This is a genomic window from Streptomyces sp. NPDC048258, from assembly GCF_043201995.1.
GTDB lineage: Bacteria > Actinomycetota > Actinomycetes > Streptomycetales > Streptomycetaceae > Streptomyces.
In genome coordinates, this window is sequence record NZ_JBICZH010000006.1 from 22930 (window position 1) to 47104 (window position 24175).

The window sequence follows — 24175 nt, forward strand, 5'->3', positions numbered from 1 at the left end:
ACCCTCACAAGGTTACCGTCCGGGCGGGGGGCGGGTCGGGCACGCCCGCCGGGCCTGCCCGAACGTACCCGCCGGGGCCGGTGAACGGGCACGTACGTGTGACGACCTGTAAAGATGGCCGGGTGCGCACCGAGGACGTCCTGGCCGCCATCGCGACCGGCCTGTGGCGATGGGACAACGCCTCCGGGACGGTCACCCTCGACAGCGAGGCCGCCCGGCTCCTCGGGCTGCCCGCCGAGCCCGTGGTGCTGCCGGAGGTCGCCGTACGGTCGCGCTTCCACCCCGTGGACTGGAACGAGATCAACGGCATCGTGAACCTGGCCGTCGCCGAGGGCACGCTCGCCGAGGCCAGGCTGCGGATCATGGACGAGGACGGGCGGGTCCTGCGGACCGTACGCAGCCGCTCCAAGCCGCTGGAGAACCGCGGCCCCGACGGCCGCGTCGACTACGAGCTGATCGGCACCATCCAGGAGATCGCCGAGCCGCAGCCCGGCACCACCGCCGCGCACACCCCGATCACCGGCGACTGGCGGCGCTCCCGCGAGGCCTTCCTGCTGGACGCGGGCCGCGCACTGGCGGAGGCCCGCTCCACCGCGGAGGTGCTGCGGGTCGCGGCCTCGCTGTCCATGCCCGGTTTCAGCCCGGACGGCCTGGCCGTCTTCGGCGTGGCCGGGGACCGGCTGTCGATCATCGGGCACCACGGGCACGGCCAGGGGGACGAGGGCCCCTTCGCGGACATGACGCTGGAGACGGACTACCCGGCCGCGGAGGTCGTCCGTACCGGCAGGGCGATCTACCTGCCCAGTCCGGAGGACTACAAACGGCGCTTCCCGGCCACCTGGCCGCTCGCCCAGCGCTTCGGCCGGGTCTCCTGGGCCTTCCTGCCGCTGATCGTGGCCGGACGGACCATGGGCGCCTGGATGGCCGCCTTCAAGCACCCGGTGTCCTTCTCCCCCGACGAGCGGTCCGTCCTGACCACCGTGGCCCGGATGCTCGCGCAGGCCCTCCAGCGCGCCGGGGTGGCCGAATCCGAGCGGGAACTCACCACGGGCCTGCAGCGGTCGATGATGCCGCAGCTCGGCCCCGAGATCCCCGGCATGCGGATCGCCGCCCGCTACGTCCCTACCGGCGGCGGGCTCCAGGTCGGTGGCGACTGGTACGACATGATCCCGCTGCCCTCGGGACGGTTCGCGCTGGTCATCGGCGATGTGCAGGGCCACGACGTGCGCGCGGCCGGGCTGATGGGCCAGCTGCGGATCGCGGTGCGGGCGTACGCCTCGGAGGGCCACCGCCCGGACGCGGTGCTCTCCCGCGCCTCCCGCTTCCTGGCCGGGCTGTGCTCCTCGCAGGATTCCCCCGAGGACCCGGACCTCGACCGCGACGTCGACCCGGACTTCCAGAGCCCGCGGTTCGCGACCTGCCTGTACGTGGAGTGCGACCCGCGGACCGGACTGCTGGAGGTGGCCCGCGCCGGCCACCCCGACCCCGCGATCCGGATGACGGACGGCACCGTCCTGATGCGCCCCACGGCGGGCGGCCTCCCCCTCGGGATCGTCCCGGACACCGACTACCCCACCACCCGGTTCACCCTGGAACCCGGCGAGACGATGATGCTCTGCACCGACGGGCTCATCGAGACCGGCGGGCACGACCTGGAGACCGGCTGGGCCCGGCTGCGCGCGATCCTGGAGGCCGAGACGCCCGCCGACGGCGGGCACCTCGACGGCGGACGTCTCGACGGCGGACACCTCGAAAAGCTGGCCGACCTGCTGGTCCAGGCCGTCCACGGGCCCTCCTCCCACCACACCACCGGCCCGTTGGCCGACCGCCGCGAGGACGACATAGCCGTGGTGCTGCTCTGCCGCGAGGGCGGCGGCTGCGGCTGCGGTTCCCCGCTGCCGCACCCCGGCCGCCCGGCCCGCCGCACGATGCTGACCGTGGCCCAGGCCGAACCGGAGCGGATCGCGGGCGCCCGCCGCCAGATCCGTGAGCTGCTGCACGACTGGGCCGACCCCGAGCAGGTGGACTCGGCGGTGCTGATGGTCTCCGAGATGGTGACGAACGTACTGACGCACACCGACGGCGACGCGCTCCTGGTCGCGGAGGCGGTGGGCGAGCTGGGCGGACGCCGGCTGCGCATCGAGGTCGCGGACTCCAGCGACGAGCTCCCGCACAAGCGGCACCCCGGCGAGATGGCATCCAGCGGCCGCGGCGTACTGCTGATGGAGATGCTGGCCGACACCTGGGGCGTGGACCCGCGCGGCGAGGGCAAGTCCATCTGGTTCGAGGTCCACGAGCAGTCGAAACCCGATCCCGACCCGCTGGACTGACCCCGGAATGCGGCCCGGCGGCCGTGCTTGGATACAGCCGTGCCGACTCCCCTGCTGCCCGAGCCCGTGCGGCGACTCGCCGCCTGGTGCGCCGTCGTCCTCCTCGTCACCGCCGTGCTCGCCGTCGTGGTCTGGCTGTGCGTCGTCTTCCGCACGGTCGTGACGCCCGTGCTGCTCGCCCTGCTGGGTACGGCCCTGCTCGGACCGATGCACCGGCGGCTGGTCCGCGTGAAGGTCAACCGCTCGCTCGCCGCGGCCCTCACCTGCCTCGCCGTGGTCGCCGTCGTCGGCGGGGCCTCGTACATCGTCGTCCTCGCGCTCATCGAGACCGGCGACCAGATCGTCGACTCGCTCCGGCGGGCCGGCGAGTCCCTCGCGGCGCACTTCGGGGCGCTCGGCACCTCTCTGGAGGACGTCGCGAAGAACTCCAGGGACCTGCTCGCGAAGTTCGGCGGTACGGCCGCCTCGGGCGTGGTCGCCGGGCTCAGCGTGGTGGGGACGACGGTCGCGACGGCCCTGCTGGCGCTGGTGCTGATCTTCTTCTTCCTCCGCGACTCCGACCGGGCGGTGGGAACGCTGCGCGCACTGGCGCCCAGCCGCTCGGGGGACCTCATGGAGGCGATGGGGCGGCGCGCCTTCGAGGCCGTCGAGGGCTTCATGCGCGGGACCACCTTCGTCGCGCTCGTCGACGCCGTGCTGATCGGAGCGGGTCTGCTGGTGCTGCGGGTGCCGGGCGCGCTGGGCCTGGCCGCCCTGGTGTTCGTGACCGCCTACATCCCCTACCTCGGCGCCTTCCTCTCGGGCGCCGTGGCGGTCCTCGTCGCCCTCGTCGACCGGGGCTGGGCCATCGGCCTGTGGGCGCTCGGTCTGGTGCTGGCGGTCCAGATGATCGAGGGGTACGTGCTCCAGCCCCTGGTGCAGAGCCGCACGGTCCAGATGCACCCGGCCGTGGTCATGCTGGCCATCACGGCCGGGGCGAGCGTCGCCGGGATCCTCGGGATGCTCCTCGCCGTGCCGCTGACCGCGGCCGCCTTCGGGGTGCTCTCGGAGCTGCGGACCCGGTACGCCGCCGGTACGGCGCCCGGACCCGTGGACCCCGCGTAGCGGAACGGGCTCCCGGCCGGGAGCCCGTTCCGCTACGGGGGGCGTTCAGTCCTCCGGGCCGGTCAGTCGTCCGCCTCGCCGGCGCCGCGGTGGCCGAGCCCCGTGCGCGCGGTGGTGGGGATGCGCCCCAGCCGGCCGGCCTGGAAGTCGTCGAAGGCCTGCTGGAGTTCGTGCTTGCTGTTCATGACGAACGGGCCGTAGTGCGCCATCGGCTCCCGTATCGGACGCCCGCCGAGGAGGACGACCTCAAGGTCCGGGGCGTTCGAGTCCTGGGACTCGTCCGCCCGCACCGTGAGCGAGCCGCCCTCGCCGAAGACGGCCGTCTGCCCGGTGTGGACCGGCCTGCGGTCTTCGCCGACCGACCCGCGCCCGGCCAGCACGTACGCCAGGGCGTTGAAGTCCTCGCGCCACGGCAGGGTGATCTGCGCGCCCGGTGTGACGGTCGCGTGGATCATCGTGATCGGGGTGTGGGTGATGCCCGGGCCCTGGTGTCCGTCCAGCTCACCGGCGATCACGCGGAGCAGGGAACCGCCGTCCGGGGTGGACAGCAGCTGGACCTGGCCGCCGCCGATGTCCTGGTAGCGCGGGGGCATCATCTTGTCGGAGGCCGGCAGGTTCACCCACAGCTGGAGGCCGTGGAACAGGCCGCCGCTGACGACGAGGGACTCCGGCGGAGCCTCGATGTGCAGCAGGCCCGACCCGGCGGTCATCCACTGCGTGTCACCGCCGTTGATGACACCGCCGCCGCCGTTGCTGTCCTGGTGGACGAAGGTTCCGTCGATCAGGTACGTGACGGTCTCGAAGCCTCGGTGCGGGTGCCACGGGGTGCCCTTGGGCTCGCCCGGGGCGTACTCCACCTCACCCATCTGGTCCATCATGATGAACGGGTCGAGGTACTGGTAGTTGATCCCCGCGAACGCGCGGCGCACCGGGAATCCCTCACCCTCGAACCCACCGGGAGCGGTGGTGACGGCCAGCACCTTGCGCGGAACGACCGCCTGCGGCTCGGCCACGCGAGGAAGCGTCAACGGGTTCTCAACAGTCACTGCGGGCATGGTCAGGACCTCCTTCTGCGTCGAGTTTAGTTGAAACTCGAACTTTCTGCCACACCCGACAGAACAGAGCGGCCCCCGGGGACATTCCCCCGGGGGCCGTAGGTGTGAAAGCGCAGGTCAACCGCCAGCGCGGCAAGGCGTCCAGCCGCCTGCGCGGCAAGGGCGCCTAGCCGTACATGCGGCGCATCGCGTAGTCGACCATCTGCTCGACCGCCTTCGCGTCGAAGACCATCCGGTGGTCGCCCTCCATGTCGAGGACGAAGCCGTACCCGGTCGGCAGCAGGTCGATGACCTCCGCGCCGGTGATCACGAAGTACTTGGACTCCTTGCCCGCGTACCGGCGCAGCTCCTTGAGCGTGGTGAACATGGGGATGACCGGCTGCTGCGTGTTGTGCAGCGCCAGGAAGCCCGGGGTCTCGCCGCGCGGGCAGTAGACCTTCGAGGTGGCGAAGATCTGCTGGAAGTCCTCGGCGGACAGCGAACCGGTGGTAAAGGCCCGTACCGCGTCGGCGAGCGACGGCGGCGAGGGCTCGGGGTAGAGCGGCTGCTCGCCGTACCCGCCGCCCATCTGCTGCGGGGCCGCGTACTGCTGCCCCGCGCTCACGTTCTGGTCGTAGCCGTACATGAGGCGAAGACTACCGACCGGCCCCGGCCCCCAGAGCCGCAATCACGCCAGGCTTGACGCTGGTCACAGTTGCCCGGCAAGGGTTGCGTCTTATTACCGGTGGGTAGCATCATTACGTTACCGATTGGTATGTACGAGGAACCTGTCTCCCCGAGCCTTAACGGAGCCGTCGCCATGGGGCACTACAAGTCGAATCTCCGCGACATCGAGTTCAACCTCTTCGAGGTGCTCGGCCGCGACAAGCTGTACGGCACCGGTCCGTTCGAGGAGATGGACACCGAGACCGCCAAGAGCGTCCTCTCCGAGCTCGCCCGCCTCGCCGAGAACGAGCTGGCCGCCTCCTTCGAGGACGCCGACCGCAACCCGCCGGTCTTCGACCCGGCCACCAACACCGCGCCGGTCCCGGCCTCCTTCAAGAAGAGCTACGAAGCCTTCATGGACTCGGAGTACTGGCGCCTGGGCCTGCCCGAGGAGATCGGCGGCACCACCTCGCCCCGCTCCCTCATCTGGGGCTACGCGGAGCTGCTGCTCGGCTCGAACCCGGCCATCTGGATGTACTCCTCCGGCCCGGCGTTCGCCGGCATCCTCCACGAGGAGGGCAACGAGGCGCAGAAGAAGGTCGCCCAGATCGCCGTCGAGAAGCGCTGGGGCTCCACCATGGTCCTCACCGAGCCGGACGCCGGCTCGGACGTCGGCGCCGGCCGCACCAAGGCGATCCAGCAGGCCGACGGCTCCTGGCACATCGAGGGCGTGAAGCGCTTCATCACCTCCGGTGAGCACGACATGGAGGAGAACATCCTCCACTACGTCCTCGCGCGCCCCGAGGGCCACGGCCCGGGCACCAAGGGCCTGTCCCTCTTCCTCGTCCCGAAGTTCCACTTCGACTGGGAGACCGGCGAGCTGGGCGAGCGCAACGGCGTCTACGCGACGAACGTCGAGCACAAGATGGGCCTCAAGGCCTCCAACACGTGCGAGATGACCTTCGGCGACCAGCACCCCGCCAAGGGCTGGCTGATCGGTGACAAGCACGACGGCATCCGCCAGATGTTCATGATCATCGAGTTCGCCCGGATGATGGTCGGCACGAAGGCCATCGCCACCCTCTCCACCGGCTACCTCAACGCGCTGGAGTACGCCAAGGAGCGCGTGCAGGGCCCGGACCTGGCCAACTTCATGGACAAGACCGCGCCCAAGGTCACCATCACGCACCACCCCGACGTGCGCCGCTCGCTCATGACGCAGAAGGCGTACGCCGAGGGCATGCGCGCCCTCGTCCTCTACACCGCCTCCGTCCAGGACGAGATCCAGCTCAAGCAGGCCGCCGGCGAGGACGCCTCCTCCCTCATCGGCCTGAACGACCTGCTCCTGCCGATCGTCAAGGGGTACGGCTCGGAGAAGTCGTACGAGCAGCTCGCGCAGTCCCTGCAGACCTTCGGTGGCTCCGGTTACCTGCAGGAGTACCCGATCGAGCAGTACATCCGCGACGCCAAGATCGACACCCTCTACGAGGGCACCACGGCCATCCAGGGCCAGGACTTCTTCTTCCGGAAGATCGTCCGCGACCAGGGCGCCTCCCTGAACGTCCTCTCCGAGACGATCAAGAAGTTCCTGGCCGAGGCCGTCGGCGGCGAGGAGCTGGCGGGCGCCCGCGACGCGCTCGCCAAGGCCGCCGTGGACCTGGAGGCCATCGTCGGCCAGATGATCGTCGACCTCACCGCCACCGGCGAGGACGTCAAGAACATCTACAAGGTCGGCCAGAACACCACCCGCCTGCTGATGGCCTCCGGCGACGTGGTCGTCGGATACCTGCTGCTCAAGGGCGCGGCCGTGGCCGCCGAGAAGCTCGCCACCGCCTCCCCCAAGGACGTGCCGTTCTACACCGGCAAGATCGCCGCCGCGAAGTTCTTCGCGTCGCAGGTCCTGCCGGGCGTCTCGGTCCAGCGCCAGCTGGCCGAGGTCGTCGACAACTCCCTCATGGAGCTCGACGAGGCCGCGTTCTAGGCCTCAGCGCGCGCTGAACGTCCAGCGGCCGGGTCCTCCCGCACGGGGGCCCGGCCGCTGCCGTACCCCACCGCAGGCCTGTGTCCTGCGGCTTTCCCCGTTGTCGGTCGTTCATGGGACGCTCGTACGCATGAGTCCACAGGATCAGCACGGCAGCAGGGGGTACTCCGTCCCCACCGGGCGGCCGTACGCCCTCAAGGAGCTGCAGGCGAGCCTGGGCAGCCTCGGCGACCACCAGCGCGAGCTGTACGACGGCTCGCACCCCGCCGAGTACGACGGGATCGCCGACGCCCTCTACGTGGCCTTCCAGACCGCCGCCGGGCTGGCACCCGCCAAGAGCTACACCGGCTGCCCCGAGCACCCCAACGGCGCCCTCGACCCCGAGGCGCCCGAAGGCTGGGGCCGCTGCCTCATCTGCAACGACCGGCGGCGCCTCGGGCAGCGGCTGCAGGGCGGCCGGGCGGCCGGCCCCGCCGGGGAGCAGCGACGCCTCGGCTACCCCGTGCCGGAGGGCCCGTACACGCTCCAGGCGCTGCGCACGTGCCTGCGTACGGTCGAGGACCAGCGCTTCCACCTGAGCCTGTCCTCGCCCGCCGAGGACTTCGTCCGCATCGCCGACGACCTGCACCGCGCCTTCATCGTCGCCCGCGAGCTGTCCCGGCCGCGCAACGCCTCGGGCTGCTCCGAGCACCCCGGCGCTCCCATCGATCCCGACGCGCCGCCCGGTGAGGCCTGTATCTTCTGCGCCGGACGCAAGAGACGCGCGCAGCGCTCCGCGCAGACCCCGGAGATGCTCCCGCGCATCCGCCGGGGCGAGCGCAGACAACTGCACCGCAGATTCGAGCGCCCGCCGGGCTGAGAATCGACGGGACCGCAGATCACACACCCCGCGGTCCGACCTCTCGGCTATCCGCCGCAGTCCGGCCATGGCGAACACGACCGTCGTTAAGGTGAACCACATGAGCTCTCCCGCCCGCTTCGACCGCGGCCACACCGACGACCTGATGACCTTCCTGACGGCCAGTCCGTCGCCGTACCACGCCGTGGCCAACGCGGCCGAGCGGCTGGAAAAGGCAGGTTTCAGGCAGTTGTCGGAAACGGACGCCTGGGATGCGGGCACCGGGGGCAAGTTCGTGCTCCGCGGCGGCGCGCTCATCGCCTGGTTCGTCCCGGAGGGCGCGGCCGCGCACACCCCCTTCCGGATCGTCGGCGCGCACACCGACTCGCCCAACCTCCGGGTCAAGCCGCTGCCTGACACGGGCTCACAGGGCTGGCGGCAGATCGCCGTCGAGATCTACGGCGGGACGCTGCTCAACACCTGGCTGGACCGCGACCTGGGCCTGGCCGGGCGGCTGACCCTGCGGGACGGCTCCGAGCGCCTGGTGAACGTGGACCGCGCGCTGCTGCGCGTGCCCCAACTGGCCGTGCACCTTGACCGGTCGGTGAACACGGACGGGCTCAAGCTCGACAAGCAGCGGCACATGCAGCCCATCTGGGGTCTGGGCGAGGCCCAGGAGGGCGACCTGATCGCGTTCCTGGAGGAGGAAGAGGGCCTGGCGCAGGGCTCGGTGGCCGGCTGGGATCTGATGGTCCACTCGATCGAGCCCCCCGCCTACCTCGGCCGCGACCGCGAACTGCTCGCCGGTCCCCGGATGGACAACCTGCTGTCGGTGCACGCGGGCGTCGCGGCGCTGGCGGCCGCGTCCACCGCCGGGAAGCTCGACCACATCCCGGTGCTGGCCGCCTTCGACCACGAGGAGAACGGCTCGCAGTCGGACACCGGCGCGGACGGGCCGCTGCTGGGGAACGTGCTGGAACGTTCAGTCTTCGCCCGCGGGGGCTCGTACGAGGACCGGGCACGCGCCTTCGCGGGCACCATCTGCCTGTCCTCCGACACCGGCCACGCCGTGCACCCCAACTACGCGGAGCGGCACGACCCCTCGCACCACCCGCGGGCCAACGGCGGACCGATCCTGAAGGTCAACGTCAACCAGCGGTACGCGACGGACGGCAGCGGGCGCGCGGTGTTCGCGAACGCCTGCGAGCGGGCCGGCGTGCCGTGGCAGACCTTCGTCTCCAACAACTCGATGCCGTGCGGCACGACGATCGGCCCGATCACGGCCGCCCGCCACGGCATCCAGACCGTCGACATCGGCGTCGCGATCCTCTCGATGCACAGCGCCCGCGAACTGTGCGGCGCGGACGACCCGTTCCTGCTGGCGAACGCCCTGCTGGCCTTCCTGGAGGGCTGAGACCCGGCCGAGCCCGGCCGGGCTGCCGAGCCAGGCCGGGCCACCAGGAAGGCCGCGGGCGGCCACGGGCTGTCGCGGTCCGGGTTACCCCTCGTCGTCCATCCCGGCGAGGACGAGGGGAAGCCGGGCGGCGCCGCCGTCGGTGACGCGGACGGGTACCCCCCAGTCCTGCTGGTGGACGTGGCAGGCCGGGTACTCGTTGGCGGGGTCGTCGTCGCAGGACGCCGCCATCGCGGAGACGTGCAGCACGCCCTCGGTGACGTCCGGGTTCAGCGCCAGCTCCCGGAAGAGGTCCGTCCCGGCGCCTTCGCCGCCGGCGAGGAGCTCGGGCGGGGTCGAGGAGACCAGCAGGCGCGTCGAGGGCCCGTAGCGGGTGTCGAGCTTCTGCCCGCTCGGGGCCTGGAAGACCACGTCGAGGCGGAGCGTGCCGGGGGCCACCTCGGTGGCGGCGCGCTGCGTGCGGTGGGCGACCGCGTCCACCCGTACCGCCTCCTCCGGGAGCCGCAGCCGGGTCAGCCGGTGCCGGGCGGACTCGACGACCACGATGTCGCCGCCGACCAGCACGGCGTCGCTGGGCTCGCGCAGGTCGGTGGCGAGCGTCGAGACCTCGCCGGTGGCGGGGTCGTAGCGGCGCAGCGCGTGGTTGTACGTGTCGCACACCGCGACCGAGCCGTCGGGCAGGGCGGTCACGCCGAGCGGGTGCTGGAGCAGGGCCTGGCCCGCGTCGCCGTCCCGGTGTCCGAAGTCGAATAGCCCGGTGCCGACGGCAGAGGTGACGGCGTAGCCGGCGTCGGTGGGGTGGACGTACCTGAGGGCGCTGGTCTCGGAGTCGGCGATCCACAGCCGGTCCCCGGCGGCCGCGAGCCCGGAGGGCTGGGCGAACCAGGCCTCGGCGGCGGGCCCGTCCAGCAGCCCCTCGTTGGTCGTACCGGCCGCGACCTCGACCGTCCCCGTCTCCGGGTCCCAGGTCCACAGCTGGTGGACGCCGGCCATGGCGATCCACACCCGGCCCTGCCACCAGGCCACGTCCCACGGCGAGGACAGGTCCACCTCCAGCGCGGGCCCGGAGGTCGGCGAGCCCTGCCACCACTGGCGGCCGGTACCGGCGACGGTCTCGACGGCCCCGGTGGCCGGGTCGAAGCGGCGCAGCGCGTGGTTGACGGTGTCGGCGACGACGACCGTCCCGTCGGGCAGCAGCGCCAGCCCCTGCGGCTCGCTGAAGGTGTCGGCGGTGAAGCCGCGCTTCCCGCTGCCGACGCGCCGTACGACGCTCTCCCCGTCGGCGGCCAGCTCCACGAGCTGGTGCCGCGTCGAGTCCGACACCAGGAAGTTCCCGGAGGGCAGCAGCAGCGCCTTCCCGGGGAACCGCAGATCGGTCGCCACCGGTTCGGGCGCCACGTACGGCCCGTCGCCGCGCCGCAGGGTCCCCTTGGCCTCGTGCGCGGCCTCCAGCTCCTCGACGAGCCGCTCGATGGCGTGCGCGTGCCCCTCACCGGCGTGCTGCGCGACGATGTACCCCTCGGGGTCGATCACGACGAGCGTGGGCCAGGCCCGTACGGCGTACTGCTTCCAGGTCGCGAGCTCCGGGTCGTCCAGCACGGGGTGGTGCACCTCGTACCGCTCGACGGCGTCGACGACGGCGGCGTGCTCGGCCTCGTGCGCGAACTTCGGCGAGTGCACACCGATGATCACGACGGTGTCGCGGTGCTTCTCCTCCAGCTCCCGCAGCTCGTCGAGGACGTGCAGGCAGTTGATGCAGCAAAACGTCCAGAAATCAACAACAACGCACTTACCTCGCAGGTCGGCGAGGGTGAGCTCTTTGCCTCCGGTGTTGAGCCAGCCGCCCTTGCCGATCAGCTCGGGGGCACGGACACGGGCACGTCGGCGGGGCGCGGGCGCAGGGGTGGGCGCCGGGGCAGCATCGTTCATCCTTCAAGCTTGCCATCCGGGTATGAATGCCGGATTACACGCGTCCGGCAAGGCCTACGACAGAGGAGCCCCGGCCGGCGACGCGTCGCGGCGGGCCGTGCTGCGCTGGACCGTCCCGCCGTATGGGGATGCGGACAGCCTCTAGCGCGCCTTTCTTTGGATCAGATCCGATAGCGTGCATGTACGTGACAGCCACCACGCCGCCGAGCGGGCGGATATTCGATGCCGTGAACGCCACCGCCGTCCGGAGCGCGGCCCAGTTGCGCGAGCTCTACGAAGAGCCCGGTGAGCTGGCCCGCCGCAAGGCCGTTGACCGGATCCACGACGCCGCCCGCGCGGTCATCGGACGGTCGTCGTTGGTGTTCGTCGCCAGCTCCGGCGCCGACGGGAGCTGCGACGTGACTCCGCGGGGCGGGCCGCCCGGCTTCGTCGCCGTTCTGGACGAGTTCACCCTCGCCGTTCCCGACGCCACCGGCAACAAGCGGCTCGACACCGGCCACAACATCGTGGAGACGGGCCGGGCCGGTCTGATCTTCGTCATCCCCGGCCGGGCCACCACCCTGCGCGTGAACGGACGCGCCTGCGTCTCCGCCGACCCGCGTCTGCTGGAACAGCTGACCTCCGTCGGCAAGCCCCCGCGCAGCGCGATCGTGGTGGAGGTCGAGGAGGCCTACCAGCACTGCCCGAAGGCGTTCCTGCGCAGCAACGCGTGGAAGCCCGAGCAGTGGCTCGCCGAGGACGCCGTCCCGAGCTCCGCCGAGGTCACCCTCTCCCACCTGGACCTGCCCGGTCTGACCATCGAGGACATCCGGCAGCAGGAGCGCGAATCGCTGCTGTACCGCTACGAGTAGTCGAAGAGGGCGCTCAGGCGGGGGAGGCGGGCGGTGGTCTCCTCGGTGTCGTCGAAGTCGAAGTCCCAGGCGGGGTCCAGCGGCGGGTAGCTGATCGTGAAGGAGTCCGCCGGGAGTTCGCGGCCCGTGGCGGTCTCGTAGGCGCTCCAGGCGATCGAGAGGGCCTCCTCGTCGCACAGTTCCAGGCCTTCCAGCGCGGCCTCCAGGACCGCGGGGTGGGCGGCCAGGGAGTCCGGGTCGGCCAGGGCGGCCTCGAAGGCCGCCTCGCCCTGGGTCAGGAGCCAGCCCCGGAAGTAGTCGAAGCCGTCGTCCGAGCAGCCGCCGTTGATCACGTAGGCCGCGGCCCAGAGCGGGCTGCGGTAGGACTCCGCCAGCAGGTCCCACAGCACCTGCTGGGCGGCGGCTATCTCGGCCTCCGGGAGGCGGGCGAGCAGCGCCGTCGCGTGCTCCGCCACCTGGTCGTCCGCCGCCTCCGCGCGGGCCGTCTCGATCAGCTTCCAGAAGGTCTGCTTGTCCATGGAACGAGCCTCGCACCCGGGTCTGACATCAGGTGAGGAAGGAGTGGAGAGATCCCGTGAGCGATGTGATGAAGGTGTCCTGGACCTCGGAGGGGACCAGGTCCAGGGACAGGTACGGGTTCAGGTCCTCCAGCTCGACCAGCAGGAGTTCGCCCGAAGGGGCCCGGCAGGCGTCCACCCGCTGGATGCCGTGGGAGAGGGTGTTCCAGGCGACGAAGGCGCGCGCGAAGGCCAGGTCCGCCTCGGTCGGGGCGTAGGGGCGCAGCTCCCAGCGGCGGGCCGGGTCCGGGGCGTGGAGGGCGTACTGGAAGGCGTCGTCGACGAAGTAGAAGGACACCTCGTACGCGAAGTCGATGCGCGGCTGGATGAGGATCTCCCCCGCCGGGCCCGTCGGGTCGGCGGTGAAGGTGAGGCCGATGGAGTCGGCGCCCTGCTTGGGCTTGACCGCGTACTGCGGCACCTGCGGCAGCTCCGACAGCCGCGCCGGGTCGTCGATCGTCGGGATCACCGGGTAGCCGGCGGCCGTCAGGTCGAGGAGGTACTGCTTGCCCGCCATGTCGCCGCGGCCGGTGAGCGGGTTGTAGACCCGGGTGCCCGCGGCGAGCGCGGCCTCGCGGAAGGAGTCGTAGGCCTCCTGGTAGTGCAGGACCGGGCCGCTGTTGCGGACGATCACCGCGTCGAAGCCCATGGGTATGAGCGCCTCCGCGTCCGCGGGGTGGCACAGGGCCAGGTCGAAGTGCGCCCGCAGCCGCGAGGTGAGGAATACGTCCTCGTCGCCGTAGCGGCGGCCGCGCGCCGGGTAGGCCAGGTCGGTCACGTAGAGGAGTGGCATGACGGAAACCTATCGCGGGCACTGATCAGCGCATGAAATACCTCGTACGGGACAAAGTGCTGGCCATCGGGGACGACGACGGGCTTCAGGACCGAGAGGCCACCGCGACGATGCCGTAGACGATCCCCCAGGCCGTGCACAGGCCGATCACGCCCGCGAGGCCGGCCCGGACCCACGCCCCCACGGGGTGGCGGCGCGGGTCGGCGCCGCGGGCCAGCAGCAACAGCACGGCCGACGGGACCATCAGGAACATGCCGACGAGGAACAGGAGGAGGCCGAAGGGGATCAGTACGACGGGCAGCCAGGTGCAGAGCCACCGGAACCCGACGCGGTTGCGCACGAGGACGGGGGCCATGAGGGCGAGGAAGGGGAAGACGAACGCACCCGTGGTGCCCACGCCCAGGCTCCAGCCCGTCGCGAGCCCGCCCAGCAGCAGCGCGCATCCGGCGATCGCCCGCTGGACGGCGTGCACCTGCGTCCGCGCCTGATCGGTCTCCGCCGTCTCCCCCGCCACTGCCATGTCCGCGAGCGTAGCCCTACCCGGACACCCCCTAGCGGCCGAGGCGGCGGTCCTTGAGGGCCGGGAACTGTTCGCGGGTCTCGGCGACCTTCGCCGGGTCGAGGTCGACCGTGAGGACGTCCTCGCCCGGGCCCGCCTCCGCCAGGACCTCGCCCCACGGGTCGACCACCAGGCTGTGCCCGGCCTGTTCGACGCCCGCGTGGGTGCCGGCCAGCCCGCACGCGAGCACGTACGACTGGTCCTCCACCGCGCGCGCCCGGCTGAGCAGGGTCCAGTGCGAGCGGCGGCGCGCGGGCCAGCCGGCCGCGACGACCATGGTGGTGGCCCCGGCGTCGACCAGGCCGCGGAACAGCTCGGGGAAGCGCAGGTCGTAGCAGGTGGCGATGCCGAGGGTCTGCTCGGGCAGCTCCACCGTGGTCAGGGACTCGCCCGCCGACATGAGCACGGCCTCGCCCTGGTCGAAGCCGAACCGGTGGATCTTCCGGTAGGTGGCGGCCAGCTCGCCCTCCGGGGAGAGGACGAGGGTGGTGTTGTAGAGCGAGCCGTCGCCCGCGCGCTCCACGACCGAGCCCGCGTGCAGCCAGACCCCGGCGTCGGCCGCCGCCTTCGACATGGCCTCGAAGGTCGGGCCGTCCAGCGGTTCCGCCTCGGTCTCGAACTGCTCGTAGGCGAAGGCCCCGACCGTCCACAGTTCGGGCAGGACGACAAGGTCGGAGGCGGCCTGTTCCCGTACGAGATCAGCCGCGCGGGCGCGCCGGGAAACCACCGACTCGCCCTCATTCACTGCGATTTGGATCAGCGAGGCGCGCACATTACCACCGTCCTGGCGTTCAAGCCGTCAACTCGGGCCTACGATCGTCACACGAAAGCACTGCCGGGGTGCTCACCGGCAGCGTAGTTTTGGAAACCGAGTCTGATGTCCAGAGCTTCCAGAACGCGCCACTGAACAGCACCGCGAGGGGTCCCGTTGACCGTCCATCCCAGCCTTCAGCCCTATGCCGACGCGTGGACGCACTCCATCGAGGCGATATCCGAGCTGGTCCTCCCGCTGACGGAGGGCGAGTGGAACCGGGCGACGCCGTGCCCGGGCTGGTCGGTCCGTGACGTCGTGTCACACATCATCGGCATCGAATGCGAGCAGCTCGGAGACCCGCGGCCGATCCACACCGTGGCCAGGGACCTGCGGCACGTGGTGGACGAGTTCAGCCGGTACATGGAGGTGCAGGTCGACGTACGCCGTCACCACACCGCCCCCGAGATGACCTCGGAGCTGGAGTACACGATCATCCGCAGGTCCCGGCAGCTGAGGAACGAGAAGCGGGATCCGGCCACGATGGTGCGCGGGCCGCTGGGTGACCAGGTGACGCTGGAATTCGCGCTGCGGCTGCGGGCGTTCGACGTGTGGATCCACGAGCAGGACCTGCGGACGGCGCTGGGCGTGCCCGGGAACTGGGACTCGCCGGGGGCGTACGTGGCGCGGGACATCCTGCTCGCCGGGCTGCCGAAGGTGGTCGCGAAGCTGGCGGGGGCGCCGGCGAACTCGGCGGTGGTGATCGACGTGCACGGGCCGGTCGAGTTCATGCGGACGGTACGGGTCGACGCGGAGGGGCGGGGGTCGGTGGACAAGGCGCCGTCGCTGGGTCCGGCGGTGACGCTGACGCTGGACTGGGAGACGTACGTCCGCCTCGCCGCGGGCCGGGTCCGGGCGCACGCCGTCGCCGACCGGGTGAAGGTCGAGGGCGACGCGCAGCTGGCCGACGCCATCCTGGCCAACTTCGCGGTGACCCCGTAGCGAAGCCCGGCTCCGCCGAAGCCCGCGCGACGCGGGGCCGAGGCGGCGAAGCCCGGCTCCGCCGGGACCTGGGGCTCCGCCCCGGACCCCCGCGCCTCAAACGCCGGCGGGCTGGATTTGACTGATGCCGGCCGCCGGGCACAACCCAGCCTCGCCGGCGTTTGAGGCGCGGGGGTCCGGGGGCTGGCCCCCGGCAGCGGCGCCGCACCGGCTTCGGGGGCGGGCGGGGCCTTAAGCCCGGCTCCGCCGGGACCTGGGGCTCCGCCCCAGACCCCGCGCCTCAAACGCCGGCGAGGCTGAAATCACGCGCTCCCGTTCGCGGGCCAGCGCGCGCGGGCGCAGGCGCAGGATCTGTGCGATGCCGAGCGCCTCCAGGACGAACACCGTCGAGAAGGCGATGCGGTAGTTGTCCCCGGTCGCGTCCAGCAGGACGCCCACCGCCAGCAGGGTGGTCATCGAGGCGATGAAGCCGCCCATGTTGGTGATCCCGGAGGCGGTGCCCTGGCGCTCCGCCGGGTTGGCGGGGCGGGCGAAGTCGAAGCCGATCATCGACGCCGGGCCGCAGGAGCCCAGAACCAGGCACAGGGTGACCAGCAGCCACATCGGCGCCCGGTCGCCCGGGTAGACCAGGACCGACGCCCAGAGCAGGGCCGTCAGGCCGACCGTGCCCAGGGCCAGCGGTATCCGCGCCGACTGCCGGCGGCCGACGATCTGGCCGTAGACCAGGCCGAGCGCCATGTTCGAGGCGACCACCAGCGTCAGCAGCCCGCCCGCGGTGCTCCGCGACAGCCCCTGCGCCTCGACCAGGAACGGCATCCCCCACAGGAGCAGGAACACCATCGCCGGGAACTGCGTGGTGAAGTGCACCCACAGGCCGAGCCGGGTCCCGGGCTCGCTCCACGATGCGCGTATCTGGCGGCGTACGAACCCCCCGGAACCCCCCGTACCGCGCGTCGAGGGGGACGGGCCGTGGCCCTCCGGGTGGTCCCGCAGGAACAGCACCAGCGGGACCAGGACGACCAGCCCCGCCACCGCGCTCCCCGCGAAGGCGGGCACCCAGCCGGCCCCGTGCAGTACGGGAGCCAGCACCAGCGTGGAGACGAGGTTGCCCGCCATGCCCACCAGCCCGGCCAGCTGGGCCATCAGCGGCCCGCTCCGGGCCGGGAACCACCGGGTGCCGAGCCGCAGCACCGAGATGAAGGTCATGGCGTCGCCGCAGCCCAGCAGGGCCCGGGCGGCCAGTGCCATTTCGTACGTGGGGGACAGCGCGAAGCCGAGCTGGCCGACGGTGAAGAGGACCGCGCCCAGGGTCAGCACCTTCTTGGTGCCGAGCCGGTCGACCATCAGCCCCACCGGTATCTGCATCCCCGCGTACACCAGGAGCTGGAGCAGCGAGAAGGTCGCCAGCGCCGAGGCGTTGACGTGGAAGCGGTCGGCGGCGTCGAGTCCGGCGACGCCGAGGCTGGTCCGGAAGATCACCGCGACGAAGTAGACGGCGACGCCTATGCCCCAGACGGCGACGGCCTTCCTGCCGCCGGGAGGATCGAGGGCGCTCACCGGGCGTCGCCGCGCATCAGGCTTCCGACCCGGCCCACGTGCGCCCGTACGCACGTCGCCGCCCGGTCGGCGTCGCCCGCGCGCAGCGCCGTCAGGATCTCGCGGTGCTCGACGAGGTTCTGCGCGACCCGGTCCGGGTGGGCGTGCATCACCGCGACGCCCATCCGCAGCTGCCGGTCGCGCAGTTGGTCGTACAGGCGGGACAGGATCTCGTTGCCGGCGTGCCGGACGATCTCGGCGTGGAAGCACCGGTCCTCGGCCGCGAACGCCGCGAGGTCACCGCTGTCCGCATGCCGCTCCTGCGCCCGCAGCAGCTCCTCCAGCCGCCCGAGCAGCGCGGCCGGAGCGGGAACGGCCCGCCGTACGGTGAACTCCTCGACCAGCAGCCGGGTCTCGACGACATCCGCGATCTCCTGCGCCGACACGGCCAGGACCAGCGCGCCCTTCTTCGGGTAGAGCCGGATCAGCCCCTCCGTCTCCAGGCGCAGCAACGCCTCGCGCACCGGCGTGCGGGAGACGCCCACGGCCTCGGCGACCTCGCCCTCGGTGAGGAGCGTGCCGCCCTCGTACCGGCGGTCGAGAACGCCCTGCTTGATGTGCCGGTAGACGCGGTCGGCGGCTGGTGCGGGTGCGGGAGCTGACATGGGCACAGCATAGATACATGAGGGGTGCACCCGTATCGCGTCTCAGCATCCAAGACCGCGCCGAGGACGGCGCCGACGACCGCATCGAGGACTGCATCGAAGGATGTACCGCGAGTTCGTCCACCGGCACGACGTACGGCGCCCCGCGCGCAGGGACGCTGAAGTCATGGCCGACACACTCATCGCCCCGGTGGACCGGAAGACCGCACGGCTCCCCCTCCTCGACGTCCTGCGCGGCGCCGCCATCCTCGGCACGCTCATGACCAACGTCTGGATCTTCGCCTCGCCCGGCTCGGAGTGGAGCGTCCTCACGGGCGGGCTCGCCTCCCCCGACCCGATCGCCGACCCCTCCGCCGCGACCGTCGCGGAGTCCGTCTTCCGCTTCCTCGCCGACGGCAAGTTCCTGGCCCTGCTCACGGTCCTGTTCGGGGTGGGCCTCGCCATCCAGTACGACTCCGCCGCGCGTCGCGGCGACCCCTGGCCCGGCCGCTACCCGCGCCGCGCCGCCTTCCTCTTCGTCGAGGGCACCGTCCACTTCGTCCTCGTCTTCGCCTGGGACGTGCTGATGGGGTACGCCGTCACCGCCCTCCTCGTCGCCTGGCTGCTGGCCCGCTCCGAGAAGGTCCGCAGGCGGGCGATGCGGGTGGCCGCCGCGGTGCACCTGACCCTGGTCGCCCTGGTGACCCTGGCGGCCGTGACGAAGCCGGAGAAAGCGCCGGAGGGCATGGCGAAGGCCCCGTCCGCCGACGCCGTCGAGCTGTACGCGCACGGCGGCTACGGTGCCCAGATCGCCTTCCGCCTGGAGCACTTCGCCGCGCTGCGCATCGAGCCCGTCTTCTCCTTCGGCCTGCTGGTCTTCCTCTTCCTCCTCGGCGTGCGCCTCCACCGCGCGGGCGCCTTCACCGCCACCGCCGACGGCCGCCGCATCCGGACCCGGATGGCGGCCTGGGGCCTCGGCCTCGGACTGCCGCTGAACGTGGCGACCGCCCTCGGCGGCGACGACCTCTTCGTCCTGGGCCGCTACGGGGTCGCGCCGCTGGTCGCCGTCGGCTACATCGGCCTGATCGGCGTCGCCCTCGACCGGCTGTGGATCCCCCGGCCCGTCACCACCGCCCTCGGCTCCGTCGGCCGCACCGCCCTGTCCTGCTACGTCGCCCAGAACCTGCTGTGCATGCTGCTCTGCTACGGCATCGGGCTGGGCCTCGCCGACCGGCTCGCCGGGACCGGCCCCTGGTGGGTGATGGCCCTGTGGGCGGCCGTGGCAGTGACCCTGGCGGCCGGGTCGTGGCTGTGGCTGCGCCGCTTCGACCGCGGCCCGCTGGAGTCCGTACAGCACGCGGCTCTCAGCCCGCGTCGGTGACCTCCGCGTCCGTGACCTCCACGTCCAGCACGAACTCGTCGTACGGGGCCTCGTCCGGGTAGGGCGGCCGGACCTGCGCGAAGCGGATCCGGGCCCGGCCGCCGCCCGGCGGGCGGCCCCGGACGACGTACGTGCGCTCCACCGCCGCGCCGGGCAGGCTCTCGTCGGACACCGGGGGCCCCACCGACACCGCCACCACGTCCGTGTCCCCGCTGACCTGCCAGGTCCACACGTACCCGCGCGCCCCGCGTCCGGTGAGCCGCAGCTCGTACGGCTCACCGGGGCTCAGCACGACGCTCCGTACCTCCACCTTGCCCCCTGCTCGTCTCAGGCCGGGCCGATCACCGACCCCTCATGCCAGCCCGCGCCGTCGCGCCAGTAGTGCTGGAGCAGGCGGTCGGTGCGCAGGACCACGACTTCCAGGTTGAACCCGAAACTGCCCTGGAGCATCCCGGTGACCGCGAGGACGTCGTGCCCGAAGACCGCGCCACGTCTCCAGGCCGAGCCGGCCGCGTTGCCGCGCCACCAGTGCTCGACCCGCCCGCCCGCGACGGCCACGCACAGCTCGTAGTTCCCGGCCGTGTCCTCGTCCACGGCCCCGTACTGCCCCTCGATCAGGCAGGGCGCGGAGGTGGCCCCCTCCCCGAACACCTCCCCGGCCCGCCAGACGAAGGCGTTCGCGTCGTCCCGCCACCACAGCTGCATCCGGCCGTCGGCGCGGGTGGCGACGAGGTCGAGCCGGCGGCCGCGGGTCTGGACGAGGGCGGGCCCGTAGTGGGCGATGCCGGAGGCGAAGCGGCCGCCGTCGTTCCAGGACCAGGGGGCGCCGTTGATCCGCCACCAGTGGTTGAGGCGGCCGTCCGCGGTCCGTACGACCACCTCGAAGTTGCCCGGCTTGCCGTAGTCGCTCTGGATGAACCCCGGGGTCGAGCCGATGGCCGCGTCGCCGGGGCCGAAGGCGCCGCCGTCGCGCCAGACACCGGCGGACTGCTCGTAGTACCAGTGGCGCAGCCGGCCACCGGTGGTCACGTGCAGGGACTCCATGTTCCGGTTGTACGTGGTCCCGGTGAAGGCGGGCTGGCTCGAGGCGTCGTTCGCGAAGGTGCCCGCGCGGCCCCACGCGAAGGGGGCGTCGCCCTCGCGCCACCAGTGCTGGAGGCGGCCGCCGCCGGCCCGCGCGAGCATCTCGAAGTTGCGGTGGGCGCGGCCGTTGCCGCTCTCGTAGACGTTGCCGGTGTGCAGGCGGCGTTTGGTCCACGGGTCGATGTTGGTGCCGCGCAGGCCGCACTTGGCCCAGTAGTCGACGTTGACCTCGCCGTAGGCGATCCGGCCGTAGCCGCCGACGTGGTAGCCCGTCCCCCAGGAGTTCTTGAACAGCCAGCAGCCGGCCGCGTCGTCGTAGCCGACGATCAGCACGCAGTGGCCGCCCGCGAGTTGGTCGCTGGTGCGGTGGTAGACGCCCGCGCCCAGGGCGAAGAAGTCGTCGTACACGTCGAAGCAGGCGGTCAGCGGGCCGACCGTGTCCAGCCAGACCTTCTGCTGCTCGACGTCGCCGAGGCGGACGTAGTCGGTGATCCGGACGGTCCGGCCCGAGCGGTCCCAGCTGGGCGTGTACTCGGCGCGCCAGGCGTCGCGCCGGGTGGCGGGCAGTCCGGCGGGCGGGGTGCTGTACGGCCAGCAGTCCGGGTCGGCGAGCCCGCCGTTGGTCTTGATCCAGTCCAGGGCGGTCTCCGGGTTGCTCCCCTGCCCGCAGCTGGACTTCAGGCCGTCGTGCACGTCGCCCTCGGAGCGCGTAGCCCACACGCCGTGCTCTATGCGGGCCATCGACTCCACCAGGCCGGCGGCGCCGAACGCCCAGCAGGAACCGCACGGGTTCTGGTCCTTCACCTTGGTGATCCAGGGCCGGCCCCAGCGGCTGCGCCAGTCCACGGCGGCGGGCCGGGCGGCCCCGGCAGCCACCGGCGTGCCCGGGAGCAGCCCGTGGGCGGCCCGGCGCCGGGTCAGGTGCGGGTTGGCGCTCTCCCGGCCGATGAGCGCCCGCAGGTCGACGACCCGTACCGCCTCGGCGGGCGTCAGGTTCGCGCCGGGCTCCAGGCCGAGCGAGGGGCGCGGTACCGGCTCCTCGTCGGCCAGGTGCTCAAGGACCGACCACCGGGCCCCGCGCGCCGCGAGCCGTGCCCGCAGTTCCCCCACCGTCTGGACAGATTCCTCCGGCATGGCGGCCCCCCAGCTGCAACCGTTCGGATCCCCGACCCGGGAGCCTCCCGCCGCCACCGGGGACCGTCAAGGGGGTCCGTACGGTCGCGCGGTGGCACGAGGGGGCTCCACACGGCGCTCGCCTCAGGCTGTGCCGGTGAGCTCGGGGACACGTCGTCGGCTGTCACCACGGGCGGAGCGCATGTCCCGGCATCATCCAGAGCGCGTCGCTGTCACGGCCCGCCCCCGCCGCCTTCCGGCCGAAAGGTCCGCCCCGTGCCCGGGGTCACCGGGCGCTGAGACAGGGGCGGACGAAGGGCCCCGACCACGTCGCGGTCGGGGCCCTTCGTCGGATCGCGGCCTGCCCGGATCAGCCGTCCAGCGAGAGCGCGTTCTTGGCGTGCGCCACGGACTCCTCCGACGCGGGTCCCCCGGGATTCTCCGTGGCCAAGGCCTGGTTGAGGGTGACGAAGGGGCGCATCCGCCCCTCGTAACTGGCGTACGCGCTGCGGTGGTCGCCGTTCGCCCCGGCGAGGCAGTCGGCCAGCACGTGGGCGCCCACGAGGGCCAGGCTGGTGCCCTGCCCCGAGAGGGGGGAAGGGCAGTAGCCGGCGTCCCCGAGCAGGGCCACCCGGCCCCGCGACCACTGGTCCATGCGGATCTGAGCCATGGCGTCGCAGTAGAAGTCGGGCGCATTCCGGGCGGCCTCGGCCAGGCGGGCCCCTTCCCACCGCAGCGACGCGAGCCTGTCCACGACGAGCTGCCGGAGGGCGCCGCCGTCGCGGAGGTCGTGGGCGAGGGGGGCGGACTCGAAGCCGAAGGCGATCCTGAGCTCGGTGTTGTCGCGTACGGGCATGATGCCGAAGCCCACGTCGCCGTCCCGCAGCCACATCTGCCAGTCGTCCAGGCCGAGGAAGTTGTCCGCGCCGAACACCGAGAGGTAGCTGCCCAGGTGGTGCGCGAAGCCCTCCTCCGGGCCGAAGGCCAGGCGCCGTACGGTGGAGTGAAGGCCGTCGGCCCCGACCACGAGGTCGAAGGTGCGCGGCGCCCCGTGCGCGAAGTCGACGCGTACGCCGGCCCCGTCCTCGTCGAGCGCGGTGACGCTGTCGCCGAAGAGGTACTCGACGTCCGCGCGCGTGTGCTCGTGCACCATCCGCACCAGGTCCTCGCGCAGCACCTCGATGTCCTCGCTGTCGAGCCGGCCGCTGCTGAAGGTCGCCTCGGTGGAGCGGTCGACCTCACGGCCCTCGGCGTCGAGGATCGACATGCCGCGCATCCGGGTCCTGACGCCCCTCGCCCGCTCCAGGAGGCCCATCCGCTCCACGACGTCGAGCGCGACGCCGCGGATGTCCACGGCCTGGCCGCCGGGGCGCGGGCCCGGGGCACGTTCGACGACGGTGGGCACGAAGCCGTGGCGGCGCAGCCAGTAGGCGAGGACGGGCCCGGCGATTCCGCCGCCGGAGATGAGTACGGTCCGCATGAGTAGCTCCTTCAGCCCCTTGTACGGTGTATGCGCTCTGAACGTACGGCGTACGCGCACCCACCTCAACTGGCCAAATAGCAGCCCTGCACTAGGACAGACACCCCTCCGGACGACATTGCCGCTGCTACCCTCTGCACTAGTACAGGACAGGAAGGCGGCAGGACGTGACGAAGCCCACAGGCACGGCGGGTGATCCGCCCTACCTGCGCATCGTCGGCGCGATCCGGCGGCGCATCGCGGACGGTGAACTCGCCCCCGGGGACCGGGTCCCCTCGACCCGGCAGATCGCCGGGGAATGGGGGGTCGCGCTCGCCACCGCCACCAAGGCCCTGACCACCCTGCGCCTGGAGGGACTCGTCGAGGCCCGGCCCCGCATCGGCACGGTCGTCGCCGGTACCGCTCCGGCCGCCCCCGTCACGCCGCCTCGCAGGCGCCCGTCCCCCGCCCCGGACCCCGAACAGGAGCTGAGCCTCGACCGGATCGTCCGCACCGCCATCGGGATCGCCGACGCCGAAGGGCTCCCGGCGCTCTCCATGCGCGGCGTCGCGGCCCGCCTCGGCGTCGCGGCGATGTCGACCTACCGGTACGTCCCGAGCAAGGAGGACCTCGTCCTGCTCATGGCCGACGCCGCGTTCGGCGAGGAGTCCTGCCCCGCGACCGCCCCCGAGGACTGGCGTACCCGCATCGAGCTGGGCGCCCGGACCCTGTGGAGCCTGTACCGGAAGCACCCGTGGCTGGCGCAGCTCGGCTCCCTCACCCGCCCGTTGCTCGTGCCCAACCTGATGGTCCACGGCGAGTGGATGCTGGGCGCCCTCGACGGCCACGGCCTCGACCCCACCACGCTGTTCGACATCCACGTCCTGCTCTACAGCCACGTCCAGGGCCTGGCGGTGCACCTGGAGATGGAAGCGCACGCCGAAGCCGCCACGGGCCAGTCGGAGGACCAGTGGATGGACAGCCGCGCCCCCGCCCTCCGGGACCTGGTGGAATCCGGCCGCTTCCCGACCTTCACCAAGGTGGTCGGATCCTTCGAGGACGGCTACGACCTGCGGCTGGACTCGCTCTTCGAGTTCGGCCTCAAGGCCCTCCTCGACGGCCTGACCCCCGTCGTCGAAGGACGGTAGGC

General features: G+C 72.2%; 21 protein-coding genes. 9 read left to right on the plus strand and 12 right to left on the minus strand.

Annotated elements, in window-relative coordinates; all coding sequences use genetic code 11:
• The first annotated feature begins 122 nt into the window (after nucleotides 1-122).
• Nucleotides 123-2330, plus strand: coding sequence for a SpoIIE family protein phosphatase (locus tag ACGFYQ_RS15845; RefSeq protein ID WP_393744126.1), 2208 nt, complete (start codon nucleotides 123-125; stop codon nucleotides 2328-2330).
• A gap of 39 nt (nucleotides 2331-2369) precedes the next feature.
• Nucleotides 2370-3434 carry an AI-2E family transporter gene (locus tag ACGFYQ_RS15850; protein WP_393744128.1) on the plus strand — a complete coding sequence of 355 codons (1065 nt, stop codon included), beginning with the start codon at nucleotides 2370-2372 and terminating at the stop codon, nucleotides 3432-3434.
• 62 nt (nucleotides 3435-3496) lie between these two features.
• Here ACGFYQ_RS15850 and ACGFYQ_RS15855 read toward each other — a convergent pair whose 3' ends face one another.
• A complete protein-coding gene (locus tag ACGFYQ_RS15855; protein WP_393744130.1) occupies nucleotides 3497-4489 on the minus strand; it encodes a pirin family protein in 993 nt (330 codons plus the stop codon).
• Between the two features lie 166 nt (nucleotides 4490-4655).
• On the minus strand, nucleotides 4656-5114 hold the full coding sequence (locus ACGFYQ_RS15860) for an SseB family protein (protein ID WP_393744132.1): 459 nt from the start codon (nucleotides 5112-5114) through the stop codon (nucleotides 4656-4658).
• Between the two features lie 174 nt (nucleotides 5115-5288).
• On the opposite strand from ACGFYQ_RS15860, the gene ACGFYQ_RS15865 reads away from it, so the two are divergent.
• From ACGFYQ_RS15865 to ACGFYQ_RS15875, 3 genes are all read left to right on the plus strand, one after another.
• The gene (locus ACGFYQ_RS15865) at nucleotides 5289-7115 is read left to right on the plus strand and encodes an acyl-CoA dehydrogenase (RefSeq protein WP_393744685.1); all 1827 of its coding nucleotides are present in this window, start codon (nucleotides 5289-5291) and stop codon (nucleotides 7113-7115) included.
• Nucleotides 7116-7245: 130 nt separating this feature from the next.
• Nucleotides 7246-7974 carry a hypothetical protein gene (locus tag ACGFYQ_RS15870; RefSeq protein WP_393744134.1) on the plus strand — a complete coding sequence of 243 codons (729 nt, stop codon included), beginning with the start codon at nucleotides 7246-7248 and terminating at the stop codon, nucleotides 7972-7974.
• A gap of 100 nt (nucleotides 7975-8074) precedes the next feature.
• On the plus strand, nucleotides 8075-9367 hold the full coding sequence (locus tag ACGFYQ_RS15875; protein ID WP_393744136.1) for a M18 family aminopeptidase: 1293 nt from the start codon (nucleotides 8075-8077) through the stop codon (nucleotides 9365-9367).
• A gap of 84 nt (nucleotides 9368-9451) precedes the next feature.
• Here ACGFYQ_RS15875 and ACGFYQ_RS15880 read toward each other — a convergent pair whose 3' ends face one another.
• Nucleotides 9452-11296 (minus strand): NHL domain-containing thioredoxin family protein, encoded by a 1845-nt coding sequence (locus tag ACGFYQ_RS15880; RefSeq protein ID WP_393744138.1) that lies wholly within the window; start codon nucleotides 11294-11296, stop codon nucleotides 9452-9454.
• 179 nt (nucleotides 11297-11475) lie between these two features.
• Between ACGFYQ_RS15880 and ACGFYQ_RS15885 the strand changes: the two genes are divergently transcribed.
• Nucleotides 11476-12147 (plus strand): MSMEG_1061 family FMN-dependent PPOX-type flavoprotein, encoded by a 672-nt coding sequence (locus tag ACGFYQ_RS15885; protein WP_393744140.1) that lies wholly within the window; start codon nucleotides 11476-11478, stop codon nucleotides 12145-12147.
• Here the strand turns inward: ACGFYQ_RS15885 and ACGFYQ_RS15890 are convergent.
• The 4 genes from ACGFYQ_RS15890 to ACGFYQ_RS15905 form a co-directional block, all read right to left on the minus strand.
• The gene (locus tag ACGFYQ_RS15890) at nucleotides 12138-12665 is read right to left on the minus strand and encodes a DUF4240 domain-containing protein (RefSeq protein ID WP_393744142.1); all 528 of its coding nucleotides are present in this window, start codon (nucleotides 12663-12665) and stop codon (nucleotides 12138-12140) included. The two genes, ACGFYQ_RS15885 and ACGFYQ_RS15890, sit on opposite strands and share 10 nt — an antisense overlap.
• A gap of 28 nt (nucleotides 12666-12693) precedes the next feature.
• Nucleotides 12694-13497, minus strand: a complete 804-nt coding sequence (locus tag ACGFYQ_RS15895) for a hypothetical protein (RefSeq protein WP_393744144.1) — start codon at nucleotides 13495-13497, stop codon at nucleotides 12694-12696.
• Between the two features lie 85 nt (nucleotides 13498-13582).
• Entirely contained in the window at nucleotides 13583-14017 is a 435-nt protein-coding gene (locus ACGFYQ_RS15900) for a hypothetical protein (RefSeq protein ID WP_393744146.1), read from the minus strand.
• A gap of 31 nt (nucleotides 14018-14048) precedes the next feature.
• On the minus strand, nucleotides 14049-14828 hold the full coding sequence (locus ACGFYQ_RS15905) for a carbon-nitrogen family hydrolase (protein WP_393744148.1): 780 nt from the start codon (nucleotides 14826-14828) through the stop codon (nucleotides 14049-14051).
• 156 nt (nucleotides 14829-14984) lie between these two features.
• On the opposite strand from ACGFYQ_RS15905, the gene ACGFYQ_RS15910 reads away from it, so the two are divergent.
• Nucleotides 14985-15809, plus strand: coding sequence for a maleylpyruvate isomerase family mycothiol-dependent enzyme (locus tag ACGFYQ_RS15910; protein ID WP_393744150.1), 825 nt, complete (start codon nucleotides 14985-14987; stop codon nucleotides 15807-15809).
• A 231-nt stretch (nucleotides 15810-16040) separates the two neighbouring features.
• On the opposite strand, the gene ACGFYQ_RS15915 is transcribed toward ACGFYQ_RS15910, so the two are convergent.
• Together ACGFYQ_RS15915 and ACGFYQ_RS15920 are read right to left on the minus strand one after the other, a co-directional pair.
• The gene (locus ACGFYQ_RS15915; RefSeq protein ID WP_393744152.1) at nucleotides 16041-17366 is read right to left on the minus strand and encodes a nitrate/nitrite transporter; all 1326 of its coding nucleotides are present in this window, start codon (nucleotides 17364-17366) and stop codon (nucleotides 16041-16043) included.
• Nucleotides 17363-18010 carry a GntR family transcriptional regulator gene (locus tag ACGFYQ_RS15920; RefSeq protein ID WP_393744154.1) on the minus strand — a complete coding sequence of 216 codons (648 nt, stop codon included), beginning with the start codon at nucleotides 18008-18010 and terminating at the stop codon, nucleotides 17363-17365. The genes ACGFYQ_RS15915 and ACGFYQ_RS15920 overlap by 4 nt, the downstream gene beginning before the upstream one ends.
• Nucleotides 18011-18176: 166 nt before the next feature.
• On the opposite strand from ACGFYQ_RS15920, the gene ACGFYQ_RS15925 reads away from it, so the two are divergent.
• Entirely contained in the window at nucleotides 18177-19370 is a 1194-nt protein-coding gene (locus ACGFYQ_RS15925; protein WP_393744156.1) for a DUF418 domain-containing protein, read from the plus strand.
• Here ACGFYQ_RS15925 and ACGFYQ_RS15930 read toward each other — a convergent pair.
• The 3 genes from ACGFYQ_RS15930 to ACGFYQ_RS15940 form a co-directional block, all read right to left on the minus strand.
• Nucleotides 19354-19680 (minus strand): protease inhibitor I42 family protein, encoded by a 327-nt coding sequence (locus tag ACGFYQ_RS15930; protein WP_393744158.1) that lies wholly within the window; start codon nucleotides 19678-19680, stop codon nucleotides 19354-19356. The two genes, ACGFYQ_RS15925 and ACGFYQ_RS15930, sit on opposite strands and share 17 nt — an antisense overlap.
• A 17-nt stretch (nucleotides 19681-19697) precedes the next feature.
• Nucleotides 19698-21587, minus strand: a complete 1890-nt coding sequence (locus ACGFYQ_RS15935) for a C1 family peptidase (RefSeq protein ID WP_393744160.1) — start codon at nucleotides 21585-21587, stop codon at nucleotides 19698-19700.
• 349 nt (nucleotides 21588-21936) lie between these two features.
• A complete protein-coding gene (locus ACGFYQ_RS15940; RefSeq protein ID WP_393744162.1) occupies nucleotides 21937-23046 on the minus strand; it encodes an FAD-dependent monooxygenase in 1110 nt (369 codons plus the stop codon).
• A 167-nt stretch (nucleotides 23047-23213) separates the two neighbouring features.
• On the opposite strand from ACGFYQ_RS15940, the gene ACGFYQ_RS15945 reads away from it, so the two are divergent.
• Nucleotides 23214-24173: a TetR/AcrR family transcriptional regulator C-terminal domain-containing protein gene (locus tag ACGFYQ_RS15945; RefSeq protein ID WP_393744164.1), complete on the plus strand. Its 960-nt coding sequence runs from the start codon at nucleotides 23214-23216 to the stop codon at nucleotides 24171-24173.
• Nucleotides 24174-24175: the final 2 nt, after the last annotated feature.